The following is a 13129-nucleotide window of genomic DNA, read 5'->3' on the forward strand; positions in this document are numbered from 1 at the left end:
CCGCCGTTTAAACCCGCCATACTGGGTTTATTCTGGCTCGCCTTGTTTAAATTTGATCAGGTTGCGACGCTCTTTTTTATCCGGTCGCCTATCCGGATGTGGCATGGTCAGGGCATTCAATTTACGTGCCTGCGCCACTTTCTCGCGGTTTGCAATGCTGGCCTCGGTCTCTTCATATAATGCTTGTGCTTCATTGGCTCCACGGCGCTGGCTATTTAGCGCCAAGACCCGCACGGTGCGCTCGTCATTGCCCTGACGTAGACGAATTTCAGCATTCAGCTCAACCAGTTTGCTCGGTTTACCGCGCTGGCCGTTGTAATGAACTTTACCGCCATCCACCATTTCCCGTGCTATTGCTCTGGTTTTATAAAACCGGGCAGCCCAAAGCCATTTGTCCAGCCGAACCGATTCGTCAGGGGGTGTTTTATCCTTCATAAACATTCTCGCTGTTTCATCCACGTCACTTCATTCTTATCGTAACTGTAATGCAGGCAACAGCTTACGATAGTCATTGATTGCAGGATGGCTATGAAATGCTTTATCAGCACAGCTGGAGTCTGGGTTTTCTATCCCCAGACAATAGCGGATACCAAAGGTGCGCGCGGCATCCAGAATCTTCTCACTGTCATCGACAAATAAGGTTCTGGCAGGATTCAGCCCGGTATGCTGCGTGACAGCTTGCCACAGTCGTTGATCTTCCTTCGGATAACCAAATGTATGGGTGGAAAGTAATAAATCAAGGTGCTGGTCGAGGGCCGTATGCTCAATTTTTACCGCCAGGCTATGTGGGTGGGCATTAGTGAGCAAAATTGTTTGCAGGCCACGTTCGCGCAAACTGGCTAAAAATGGTTTGGTATCCTGACGCAAGCGAACCCGGCTACCTGCTTGGGTGGTCATGGCATAAATATCCAAATCCAGCCGTTCACTCCAGTAATCGAAGCAATACCAATTTAAGGTATGTTGCACGGCGAGATATTCATCATGAATAATCTTATGTGCCTGATCCAGCGGGATCCCCCGATGTTGGCTAAGTGTTTCCGGCACCTGCTTTAACCAGAAATGGCTGTCGAACTCTAAATCCAGCAGAGTGCCATCCATATCCAGCAGCACGGTATCAATTTCTTGCCAATTAAATTCAGGGGGCATAGCGACTCCACAATCACAATATTAAATAATGCTGATGACACAGAATGCGGGCAACAAATCAGCAGTGATACCTGATAAGCACCCATCTATCACGTTAGCCTAGCATAGCAAAGTTACAGTGCGCATACCCGAAGGTGTGGGCATGGTGTATGACTGGCAGAAAATGAAAGAGTGCTAACGCAGGAAAGGCGCAGGAGTGATGGTTTGGTTAAAGCAAGTATCATAATAGCGTTGAATATTATCCATACGGCTACGATTTTTCAGTATGCGCTGAATTAACAATGTGGTGTTCACCACTAAACAGACAATCAGTACCAACAGCAATAAGCTGGTACCCAGATAACGGCCAAGGGTGACGATATCGGGCTCACTGTGTAACGCGATGTGGCGCGTGCCGTTAGCATCGGTGGTGATATTGGTGATGATGCCCTCGGCTTTAAAGGGGGTATTGAGCAGCAGGCCAGAGAGTCGCTGTAATTCTCGCCATTGCTCCAGAGCACTGTAATCAAACAGTGGAACCGCAGGCACAGGGTGGTTTACAAGCTGTTTGCCTTCGTCGCTGGTTATCAAAAAACCACCTGGTGGCGGGCTGTTTAATGCTTCAGTCGCCAAATGCGTTTCACGGTAAACAAATGAAGCGGTTGCCGTTTTTACCAGATTTTCCAGCGTATCAGCACTCACTGGGCGTAGCAGTACATTCATGCCTTTCAATGTGCCAGATTGTGCCCGTTTGACCAGCCCAGACCAATTCTTGGCATTCCCCAGATTAACCAGCGCATTTTTTAGCCGGACGCAGTCACTATCACCACCGCATAAATCTTGTGTTTTCAGCACGATATCGGCGAAATTATCCAACAGAATCATCCCGGATTTCTCAATGGCGGTCGCCAGTTGTGGGTTGACGTTGGTATCAGTACCTTGTGGATGCAACTGCTGATTGACGGTAGCAACCAGTGCCGCGGCCTTTTCAATGGTTTCTGACTCAGGTTGCGGCAGCGGGGCAGCATTGTTCCAATAGATACCGGAACAATCAAAAGGTGTAAAAACAAAACTGTGCGGGTTTTGGCTATTCGGCGGGACATAACACATACCGGTGCCTTGCGCTTTCAGCATATCCCCAATGCGTAATGGCATTTTTTCCAAAGCTTCAACACTGGTGACCTGTTGGCTTTGCGCTCCTTGTAGCCACGCGACACTTAATTTCAGTGGCAGGCCAAGTGGCACATAAATCAGTAATAGCGCCATCACCAGCAGCGAGCCAGCAATGAGCGTCAGGTTTTTGCCCCAACGCTGCAATGGGAAATGCTTCATTTCGTCATGCAGCGACAGGAACGGCCCCTGACGGACCACCTGACGATTGAGGTAGATATCAATATTGGTTTTTTTGCCCAGGTCATGAGCAAAGTAGGGCCCCCAATGGGCAGGATAAATGAGGTCGACAATCCCGAGCGAGATATTGTTCATCTGACTCTGATTCGACTCCCCGAATAATCCCCAGCGCTTTGGTGTGCCGCTTAAACAGTGGACTTCGCGCAAATCTTTTTCAGACAGCGGGCGGAACATATTCCAGCAGGCCCAACCCGTTAACGTGGCCGCCACAATGATTAGCCAAGGGAGCGTGACCGCCGGGCCAGTCAGGGCGAAAAAGAGTAATAACAGCGCCAAACAGATTGCGCTGGCCTCTTTTAAACCATTCGAACCATGCAAAGCATACTCTTCCGGTGTTTCTTTTCGGATATTCAGCAGTTCGATGTGTTCGCTATCTGCTTTGCGAATTGACGCATTTTGTACGACAGAAGGCAAAATAGGCTGGTAGACATTCTCAGACTGGTGATTTTTAAGGGTATGCCCGTTAAGGGAGATAACTAGCGGGATAGTCTGAGTTTGGATAAGTTCTACATCATTATCCTGAGTAATATATTGTTCCCATGACGCGGGGAGGTGGACTTCAATGGAGTCCAGATAATAGCGCCATTTATTGGGTTCATCACTGGCTACGCCGTAGCGGGTTATGGCACGAGTCACCGAGTAAACGTTGTCGCTTTGTGGCGTCAGAATGAGCTTTGTTGGTGTAAACGAGCTGTTTGTCAGCGTGCGGCTATCAAAATTAGACTGAGGTTTGAACCCAAGTTTGTCTTGCTGATTTAGCAGGTAATTTTCAATATTAACCCGCTCTTCTGGGGTTAGCTTGCGGTGAGTAGGTTTTGCGAACAGCAGAGTTGCGGTTACGGGAGCAGTGCGGCGGAATCGGAACCACCACAGCAAGCCTACTGCGATCAGACTGGTCAACAGTAAGGCCAATATTAAGACTATTGTGCTCATCCCATCCCCATCCGAGCGCCCCTGACTTACGTCAACTCTATGAAAGAATGCATCATTTTATGCATAAACACAGTACAGAGGCATATAGCAGAGTTATTGAGTGAATTAGCCTGTCGCCGCTATTATTCATCACATAACCTAATACAAGTGCTCTTAAACTGCCCGTAGACCGATAAGGATAGCAAGGCTAAAACATCGGTAATATCAGCATAATCCTATTTTCAAACACAACTTTTAACGTGCATTGAGCTGGGATGGAGTGAAAATTAACCGGTTGAATCTTGACTAAACTCGCCGCCATGTTAAAAACAGGTAAATTATATCTAACTGACATTGCGATAAAGGTTCTCATTAACGCACAATGTGATCAAGTTCTAATAAATTCCAGTATAAAGTTTCGGGTTAATACACACAGGTAAAAAATGGCTTATTAAGTGACCATAATATGAGCCTGATTATCCTGATGTGCGTCCGGTAGGCGGTGAGTTTTTAATTTGGGGCTATCATGAAACACCTGCAAAAACCTAAAATACTTAAAATAGATACGGTTGCCCACTCCCGTTTATTTACTGTCGAAGCGGTGGATCTGGAGTTCAGCAATGGCGTGCGGCGAGTTTATGAGCGCATGCGGCCATCGAATCGCGAAGCCGTCATGATTGTGCCGATAATCGGCAATGACTTGTTGCTCATCCGTGAATATGCCGTTGGCATCGAAGAGTATGAGTTGGGCTTCCCTAAAGGGCTGATTGACCCCGGTGAAGGTGTGTTAGAAGCGGCAAATCGTGAATTGATGGAAGAAGTTGGCTTTGGTGCTGAGCGTTTTGATTATCTCAGGAAGTTGACAATGGCACCGTCCTATTTTTCCAGCAAGATGAATATTGTTATCGCGCAGAACCTCTATCCACAAAGCCTGGAGGGTGATGAACCCGAGCCGTTGCCACAAGTGCGCTGGCCTATTGCGAATATGATGGCCTTGCTTGATGAGCCCGGTTTTAGTGAGGCTCGTAATGTCAGTGCGCTGTTTCTGGCACAGGCATTTTTTAATGAAACAGGCATCACTTGATATTGAGCTGGCCCATATAAAAAAGCCGGGAGAATTTTATTATCTCCCGGCTTTTTATTTTGCTGCTAGTGACGATTAAGCCATTAGCAGCCACTCAACATTATTATCAGAACAGTTCGTGCGTCTGGCCGTTATCCATGAGGGTGGTTCCGGCCTCATGGACTGAATACTCGGTGGGCTGTGTCCCCTCGATAAAGTATTCAGAACGACTGCCAGGCCCGCCAGTGGAGAGTTTGCCGGTCTGTTTATCAATCACGACACTGACAATCCCTGGTGGTGGCGGAACTTGTTTTTCCGGCAACCCTTCCAGAGCCACTTTCATAAAGTCATCCCATGCTGGCTGGGCAGTCTTCGCACCCCCCTCAGCACCAGAAATCTGATCTGATATTGCCCCTGATGCGGTGCTGCGTCCTAAGTCACGGCGATGATCATCAAAGCCAATCCAGACTGACGTCACGGTATCCGGGCCATAGCCAGAGAACCAGGCATCTTTCGAATTGTTGGTGGTACCGGTTTTACCGCCGATATCTTTGCGTTTCAAATCGCGCCCTGCGCGCCAGCCTGTTCCCATCCAACCCGGTTCCCCGAAGATATTAGAGTTCAATGCATCGCGCATCAGGAATGCCAGCGGGGTGCTGACCACGTGTGGCGCATATTGCCCATCACTATTCATCTTCGCTTGCGCTGGCGTGACTTGTTCCAGCTCTGGCATTGGGACGTTACTGGCATTATTGGTCTGCGAAGTTGCAACGTTCTCCGTATTATCGTCGGACAACACGACAGAACGCTGGGTATCACCGTAAATGACCGGTAAGTTACACTCTTCACAGACAATCTTCGGCTTCTCTTCAAACAGCACATTGCCGACATCATCTGTGATTTTGGTAATGAAATACGGGTCAACCAAATAGCCGCCGTTTGCCAGTACCGCATAACCACGAACCAGCTGCAATGGGGTGAATGAAGCAGAACCCAATGCCAGTGATTCCGAATGCACAATATTTTGTGCCGGGAAACCAAAGCGTTGCAGGTACTCAGCGGCGTAATCCACACCCATAGCACGCATGGCTCGCACCATAACCACGTTCTTCGATTGACCTAAACCTTGGCGTAAACGAATCGGGCCGTCATAAGTTGGTGGTGAGTTCTTTGGCCGCCAGTCTGTGCCCGCACCCGCATCCCAACGAGTGATTGGTAGGTCGTTGAGGATAGTTGCCAACGTCAGGCCTTTATCCATCGCCGCGGTATACAGGAATGGTTTGATATTCGAACCGACCTGACGCAATGCTTGTGTTGCACGGTTAAATTTACTTTGGTTAAAGTCAAAACCGCCAACCAGCGCTTTAATTGCACCATTGTTGGGATCGATAGAAACCAAGGCCGAGTTGACGTCTGGCACTTGCGCCAACCACCAACTGTCATCCACTTTTCGCACCCAAATCTGCTGACCCGGCTGAACCACATCCGTGACTTTCTTCGGTGTCGGCCCTTGAGCATTATCCGATTTAAATGGACGCGCCCAACGCATCCCGGCCATTGGTAGCGCTACGCTACTGCCATCCGCCAAGATAGCCGTGGCTTGGTCGGGAGTCGCTGCGGTGACTACCGCAGGTAACAGCGGGCCATAGACCGGCAATGTTTTAAGCGAATCAATAATTTGCTCGTTGCTCCAGGCATTCTCACCCACTTTCCATAACACATTGGATGGGCCGCGATAGCCGTGGCGCATGTCATAAGCCAGCACATTGGCGCGTAAGGAATCAACGGCCGCTAACTGGAGCTTTCTGGTGATTGTGGTATAGACCTGATAACCGTCGGTATAGGCATTTTCACCGTAACGCTTAATCATCTCCTGACGCACCATTTCAGACAGATACGGCGCGGAGAAGGCAATTTGCGGGGCATGGTAGTTGGCGACCAGTTCTTCACTGCGGGCCTGATCATATTGGGCCCGAGTGATATATTTTTCATCCAGCATGCGCGACAGCACGACATTACGACGCGCAACCGCCCGGTCGTGTGAATAGAGCGGATTGAATGTCGACGGTGCTTTTGGCAACCCGGCAATCATCGCCATCTGGCTGAGCGTCAATTCGTTAACATCTTTACCGAAATAAACCTGTGCCGCAGCACCAACACCATAGGCGCGATAACCCAGATAAATCTTGTTCAGATACAGCTCAAGAATTTCATCTTTAGTGAGTAATTGTTCAATGCGAATAGCCAGGAAAGCTTCCTTGATTTTACGCATCAAGGTCCGTTCCGGGCTTAAGAAAAAGTTTCGAGCCAATTGCTGGGTGATGGTACTGGCCCCTTGAGAGGCACGCCCAGAAACCATGGCAATAGAGGCCGCACGTAGGATACCCACAGGGTCCACACCGTGATGCTCATAGAATCGGCTATCTTCTGTAGCAATAAATGCATGCACCATTTCTGGTGGGATTTGTTTCAATGTCAACGGGATACGGCGTTTTTCACCGTATTGGGCGATCAATTCGCCTTCGGCGCTATACACCAACATAGGTGTTTGCAGCCGGACATCTTTCAGCGTGGCAACATCGGGTAGCTGAGGCTCAATATATTTGTACAGACCAAATATCGAGGCTGCTCCCAGTAAAATGCAACACACCGCAAGGATTAAAAGATACTTTACGAACTTCACCTGAGATTTCCCATTCAATGTCAATTGGGCAGTTTATAAACAACCGCGCCGTAGTATAAAGGCAAGCCCGGAACATGGATACGTTCTTTTATTCTCTCTCGACACGGAGGTCGACAAAGGTGTACTCACAATATTGGCAGGTTGGGCTAGATATTCAAATGGAGGCTATACGCGCACTGGCTGTTGTCAGACGCCGCTATGGCTGGCAACTGCGCTATTGGTGGTCGCAAAACTTACCTTCTGGCGTTTTGCGTGAAGGTATTTTACAACAGCCAGACGTGGTTAGCGACAAACTCAAATTATTACGTAAACAATTACCGCGACATATTTCATTACGTATTGCATTGCCCGCACAGCGCATATTGCAACAATCACTTCCTGCCCCGGATCGACGGCTGCGTGAACCTGAGCGAGAGGGGTATATTAATGCGGCGGCAAGTCGATTATTTCCAGTGAATAGTCAGGAACTGGCTCTGGACTATCGGGCCGGAGCCACACCTAATGGTGACTTATTAATCACTGCCGCTCGGCGATCAGAAATCCAGCAATGGCAAACATGTTTACATCGCGCCAATTTACCATCACACATCATTGATATCACACCTTGTGCCTTGCGCTATATGGCTACAGCCGCAGGTTTATCAGGGCAATATTGCTTAGTTTATCGCCTGGCAAATGAGTGGTTGTGGGTTACATCCAGTGATATGCCGTTTGACTTTGGTGTGGTGGCTATTGATTCGGATGAATATGGAGTAGGAGGGGATCAGTCTAAGGACAGTGATCCATTAACTGCCTTATTGGCACAACTTCATGCTCGTTATGCCCAACAAAGCAGCGCGCTTGCGACTATTTATTACAGCAGCACGATAGATGAACCGCCACCTGAAAATACCATCGGCTGGTCGCCCTTTACTGCATTTACCCAGTATCAACCTCCGCTACCTCCCTTACCCGCGGCATTTACTCTGGCTGGAGGGCTGGCATTACGCCCGGCAGACTACTGATGTATCAGGTGAATTTTTCATTATGGCGTGCCGGGCACCAGTTAAGGCGTTATCGATTTTGGCGTAATACGGGGTTGTGCCAATGTGCTCTCCTGGCCCTTATGGTGGGAGGGTTATTAATGCAATCCCATACAGTAAAAATTAGTCAGCAGGGCAATCTGGCTGGGCTTTTGCAGCAGCAAGCCGCATTAAATCAGCACCATAAAGAGGTGCAGCAAACTATGGCCCGGTTACAGCACGCAGAGCGGCGCTTACAGCTTTACCGACAAGTGCATCAGCCCGCGCAACGATATTCAACACTATTGCAGCAGTTATCACAGCAAATACCGGATAGCTGCTGGTTAGTCAGTGTCATACCACAAGGCGATAAGCTGGTTTTTGAGGCGATCAGCCAAGACTATGCCGCCATTAATACCTTTTTGGTGAAGTTAGCTCGCTTGCCGTTGTTGGCAAATGTGCATTTACACCGGATTACTCAGCAGGATGACGGTAATTTCCGCTTTGTGGCACAAGCTGACTGGCAGGGTGGGGACAATAATAATGATGAATAAGCAACTCCAGCGCTGGATAGATAGACCGGGTTGGCAGCTTTGCTTATGCCAATGGGGGTTACTGTCGTTGCTCGGTGTGGTGGTTTATAGCGTGATTTTGCGGCCTGAATGGCAACAACAGCAGCTTACCGCCGGTGAAATTACTCAACATCAACAACAGATTGAACAACAGCAATCAGTATTGGCGCAGTTGCCATCCCTGTTCCTCTTACGCCAGAAAATAACAGCATTAAGCACCGCACAAGCATCACCGCAGCAACACTTCATAGCTCATTTAGTGGGTAAATGGATTGCGCCATATGGTGGGCTGGTTATTGGTTGGCAGCGGCAAGCTGAGCAAGGAGCCGAAGTGGTGGTGGATTCTGTTGGATATCAGCAGTGGCACGCCACCTTGCGCGTTAATTTTTATGGGCTGCTCCATCTATTGCGCCAGTTATCGTTAATATCCTCTCCGGTTCAGGTTCAACAAATTGCAATTATGCGTGATAGCCATGTACTCACAGTGAAACTCAATCTAAAGGAGTATCTCGCAGGGAGTGAAAATGAGTAACTGCAAAGGAGGATGGCTCACGGGGCCATTGCTGGTGGTCGTCACACAAGCTTCAATTGTGTGGGCGGAGCCATCATTGGTTGAAAATGGGCGCAATCCCTTTCAGCAAGTTACAGCGGAGTCTTGTGATGATGGTCGCAAAGAGCTGGTTAATTGGCAATTACAGGGCACGGTTCGCGGCACCGATTACTCTTCTGCTTGGGTGCAACCGCCAGATGGCAGTTGGCAAATGTTGAGGGTAGAGACCATGTTACTACCGCATTGGCGGGTTACTCACATAGGTCCGCGGCAGGTGAGTCTACAGTATGTCAATCCAGATAAGCCTTGCTCAGGCTTAGCTGACACCGTGGTGTTATCAATGCGGTGAGTTAACTGTTTCTCTAATAATCAGAATTAAAAGGAATTGGTCTGATGGATATTCATACAATCAACCCTAAGGACTGGCTGGCTGCTGTTCTTAATGTTGGGTACTCACAGTTGCCTATTTTATTGCTCTTTTGCCTATTACTTATCAGTAGCGCCTCACATAGCGCAAAAGGCGGAGCTCCCGTCACACTGGAGTTTCAGGACGCCCCGGTTTCTATGGTGCTGCAAGCGCTGGCTGATTATCAGCAATTGAATTTAGTCATTGCAGCAGAGGTTGGCGGCAATCTTAGTTTGAGATTAGTCGACATCCCGTGGGAGCAAGCGCTGGCCACCGTTTTGCGCATGAGCCGCCTGACCGTTGAGCGCGATGGGGCGGTGATGATGGTTTTTACTGAAGAGGATATTGAGCAAAGGCAGCAACAAGCAAAACAGAAAGCAGCACCAGAATCTCTGAGTAATCTGACACTTGCTTTGCAATATGCAGATGCTGAGGAGGTGGCAGACAGCTTGAATCTTGCCGAGGGAGGGCTGCTATCCCCACTGGGGAGCGTGGTGGTAGATAAACGTACAAATACATTATTAATTCGCGACACTCCTGCCTCATTAGCATTATTGAAAAGCTGGCTGGCAGAGATGGATTTGCCTCTACAGCAAGTGCAGTTAGCTGCCCATATAGTAACAATCAGTCGGGAAAACCTACACGAACTTGGCGTGCGCTGGGGAATGGGGGAAGGGAAGCCGAATACTTCACTCAAAATGAGCGATTTTAATGTCAATTTGCCACTGCCAAATAGTGCGGTCAGTGCAGGATTCAATGTTGCCCGTATTGGCGGGCGGCTGTTAGAGCTGGAGTTAAGTGCGCTGGAACAAGAAAATCAGGTCGATATTATTGCTAGTCCACGGCTGGTCACTTCACACCAGCAGACTGCCAGTATCAAGCAGGGCTCTGATATCCCTTATACTGTCTCAGGAGGTAAAAAAGGGGCCACGACTATCGAATTTAAAGAAGCGGTGTTAGGGATGGAGGTCACACCGAAAATACTGCGTAATGGCAAAATTACTTTAAACTTGAAAATCAGCCAAAATATGCCCGGGATGGCAATGAAACGTGGTGATAGTGAAACATTACTAATAGATAAGCAGGAAATAAAAACCCAAATAACCGTAAATGATGGTGAAACTATCGTCTTAGGCGGGATTTTCCAGCAGAAAAACAGTCAGGGGGTTAATAAAGTGCCAATACTGGCCGATATTCCTTGGCTGGGAGGGCTGTTTAAACAAGATACTCAACAGCAAAATCGGCGGGAGTTAGTAATTTTCATTACGCCAAGGTTAATCAGTGCTTGAGCCTCATGAGATGCTGTTTGATGAAAACAGGTCAATCTTGGTGACTTTCTGCAACTTTTTGTGTGATAGGAAGCTTCTAAATTTGACGCTGCGTCAGATTTAGCTTACAAGGGTTACCGAATTGAGCTCCGAGGTTTTTAATAACGTTGATACGCCGATAAAAACGTATGGTTTCCCTCCCACGACGTGTACAACGATTTATTCGGTTGCCAAACTACCAGAAGTGCTGAGATAATTTTCCGTCTGATCTCGCACTATCGCTCATGAGGTTTCAGTTTAGGTCCCGTCGCTAATTTGATTGGCGGGGCGGGTTATCATTAACGAATAGTCTTAGTAATACCAAAAACATGGCAGAGAAACGCAATATCTTTCTGGTTGGGCCTATGGGTGCCGGCAAAAGCACTATTGGTCGTCAGTTAGCTCAGCAACTCAATATGGAGTTTTTCGACTCTGATCAAGAAATTGAGCGACGTACCGGAGCTGACGTGGGCTGGGTATTCGACGTGGAAGGCGAAGAAGGTTTCCGCGATCGTGAAGAAAAAGTTATTAATGAACTGACGGAAAAACAAGGCATTGTTCTGGCAACCGGTGGTGGCTCTGTTAAATCTAGAGAAACCCGTAACCGTTTGTCAGCCCGTGGCGTGGTGGTGTATTTAGAAACCACTATCGAGAAGCAGTTAGCCCGTACACAACGTGACAAAAAGCGTCCGTTGTTGCAGGTTGATTCGCCTCCGCGTGAAGTGTTAGAAGCACTGGCAAGAGAACGTAATCCGTTGTACGAAGAAATTGCAGATGTCACCATCCGCACTGACGATCAAAGCGCGAAAGTTGTTGCTAACCAGATTATCAACATGCTGGAAAGTAACTGATTTTAGCATTTTACTAATGCCCGCGGGCGTAAGTTAAGAAGGTTACTGGGCGCGACATGGAGAAGATTACTGTCACGTTAGGGGAGCGTAGCTACCCGATTACGATCGCTGCTGGATTGTTTAATGATCCGGCCTCTTTTAAGCCGCTAAAGGCGGGTGACCAGGTAATGCTGGTGACTAACCAAACGCTGGCTCCTCTCTATCTGGATTCGCTCCGGGCAGTGTTGGAACAAAGCGGCATTAAAGTCGATCAGGTGATTTTACCTGATGGTGAACAGTATAAATCTCTCAGCGTTCTGGAGCAGGTGTTTTCTGCCCTTCTGGAAAAACCGCACGGTCGTGATACTACGCTTGTCGCCTTAGGTGGCGGTGTAGTAGGCGACCTGACCGGTTTTGCTGCTGCTTGTTATCAGCGCGGTGTTCGCTTTATTCAAGTTCCTACCACTTTACTTTCTCAAGTGGATTCTTCTGTCGGTGGTAAAACCGCAGTGAATCATCCATTGGGCAAGAACATGATTGGTGCTTTCTACCAGCCTGCAGCGGTGGTGGTTGACCTTAATTGTCTCAAAACCCTCCCTCCACGTGAGCTTGCTTCCGGGCTGGCTGAAGTTATCAAATACGGCATTATTCTTGATGCAGCTTTCTTTGATTGGTTAGAAGCCAATATCGACGCCTTACTCGCACTGGATATGTCAGCTTTAGCTTACTGCATCCGTCGTTGTTGCGAATTAAAAGCCGATGTTGTTGCCGCCGATGAACGTGAAGAGAGCGGGATGCGCGCTTTACTCAATTTGGGTCATACTTATGGCCATGCCATAGAGGCTGAAATGGGTTATGGCGTCTGGCTACACGGCGAAGCCGTTGCTGCTGGCATGATGATGGCGGCACAGACTTCTTACCGGTTGGGTCAGTTCTCAGCCAGTAATGTTGAGCGTATCAAAAAGCTACTTTTACGTGCGGGTCTGCCAGTCTGCGGGCCGCAGGAAATGACGCCAGAGTCCTATCTGCCGCACATGATGCGAGATAAAAAAGTGCTGGCAGGTGAGCTTCGTTTGGTGCTGCCAACCGCTATAGGTAAGTCTGAAATCCGTAGCGGCATTGCACATGATATGGTGCTGGCGTCGATCGCTGATTGCCAGTGATAGGAAATGGCATAAGTACGATACTCGTAAATCTGTGTTTATAAATCTTTGTTTATAAGTTCTATGCTCATAAGTTCTATGATGTTGTATCATAAGAATATCATATT

General features: G+C 48.3%; 12 protein-coding genes. 8 read left to right on the top strand and 4 right to left on the bottom strand.

Annotated features, from left to right (window positions below; translation table 11 throughout):
* Positions 1–27: 27 nt before the first annotated feature.
* The 3 genes from hslR to FTA96_RS03180 all read right to left on the bottom strand — a co-directional run bounded on the left by hslR (position 28) and on the right by FTA96_RS03180 (position 3468).
* On the bottom strand, positions 28–435 hold the full coding sequence (gene hslR, locus FTA96_RS03170; protein WP_050136171.1) for a ribosome-associated heat shock protein Hsp15: 408 nt from the start codon (positions 433–435) through the stop codon (positions 28–30).
* Between the two features lie 36 nt (positions 436–471).
* Positions 472–1146, bottom strand: a complete 675-nt coding sequence (gene yrfG / locus FTA96_RS03175) for a GMP/IMP nucleotidase (protein WP_050109969.1) — start codon at positions 1144–1146, stop codon at positions 472–474.
* A gap of 174 nt (positions 1147–1320) precedes the next feature.
* Positions 1321–3468 carry an intracellular growth attenuator family protein gene (locus tag FTA96_RS03180; RefSeq protein ID WP_145573163.1) on the bottom strand — a complete coding sequence of 716 codons (2148 nt, stop codon included), beginning with the start codon at positions 3466–3468 and terminating at the stop codon, positions 1321–1323.
* Between the two features lie 505 nt (positions 3469–3973).
* Here FTA96_RS03180 and nudE point away from each other — a divergent pair.
* The gene (gene nudE / locus FTA96_RS03185; protein ID WP_050123726.1) at positions 3974–4531 is read left to right on the top strand and encodes an ADP compounds hydrolase NudE; all 558 of its coding nucleotides are present in this window, start codon (positions 3974–3976) and stop codon (positions 4529–4531) included.
* 106 nt (positions 4532–4637) lie between these two features.
* On the opposite strand, the gene mrcA is transcribed toward nudE, so the two are convergent.
* The gene (gene mrcA, locus FTA96_RS03190) at positions 4638–7193 is read right to left on the bottom strand and encodes a peptidoglycan glycosyltransferase/peptidoglycan DD-transpeptidase MrcA (RefSeq protein WP_050136132.1); all 2556 of its coding nucleotides are present in this window, start codon (positions 7191–7193) and stop codon (positions 4638–4640) included.
* A gap of 119 nt (positions 7194–7312) precedes the next feature.
* Here mrcA and pilM point away from each other — a divergent pair, with 119 nt between their 5' ends.
* The 7 genes from pilM to aroB all read left to right on the top strand — a co-directional run bounded on the left by pilM (position 7313) and on the right by aroB (position 13022).
* Positions 7313–8197, top strand: a complete 885-nt coding sequence (gene pilM / locus FTA96_RS03195; RefSeq protein WP_145573165.1) for a type IV pilus biogenesis protein PilM — start codon at positions 7313–7315, stop codon at positions 8195–8197.
* Positions 8198–8316: 119 nt separating this feature from the next.
* Complete coding sequence (locus FTA96_RS03200) at positions 8317–8748, top strand: PilN domain-containing protein (RefSeq protein ID WP_235897414.1); 432 nt, start codon at positions 8317–8319, stop codon at positions 8746–8748.
* Positions 8741–9298, top strand: a complete 558-nt coding sequence (locus FTA96_RS03205) for a pilus assembly protein PilO (protein ID WP_145573193.1) — start codon at positions 8741–8743, stop codon at positions 9296–9298. Before FTA96_RS03200 ends, FTA96_RS03205 begins: the two co-directional genes overlap by 8 nt.
* Positions 9291–9665: a pilus assembly protein PilP gene (locus FTA96_RS03210; protein WP_050123732.1), complete on the top strand. Its 375-nt coding sequence runs from the start codon at positions 9291–9293 to the stop codon at positions 9663–9665. The genes FTA96_RS03205 and FTA96_RS03210 overlap by 8 nt, the downstream gene beginning before the upstream one ends.
* A 44-nt stretch (positions 9666–9709) precedes the next feature.
* Positions 9710–11011: a DNA uptake porin HofQ gene (hofQ, locus tag FTA96_RS03215; protein ID WP_222424306.1), complete on the top strand. Its 1302-nt coding sequence runs from the start codon at positions 9710–9712 to the stop codon at positions 11009–11011.
* Between the two features lie 347 nt (positions 11012–11358).
* Positions 11359–11880, top strand: coding sequence for a shikimate kinase AroK (gene aroK, locus FTA96_RS03220; RefSeq protein ID WP_005271698.1), 522 nt, complete (start codon positions 11359–11361; stop codon positions 11878–11880).
* Between the two features lie 56 nt (positions 11881–11936).
* Positions 11937–13022 (top strand): 3-dehydroquinate synthase, encoded by a 1086-nt coding sequence (gene aroB, locus FTA96_RS03225; protein WP_050136123.1) that lies wholly within the window; start codon positions 11937–11939, stop codon positions 13020–13022.
* Positions 13023–13129 lie beyond the last annotated feature (107 nt).

Origin of the sequence: Yersinia alsatica (assembly GCF_902170305.1) — a bacterium.
GTDB classification, from domain to species: domain Bacteria; phylum Pseudomonadota; class Gammaproteobacteria; order Enterobacterales; family Enterobacteriaceae; genus Yersinia; species Yersinia alsatica.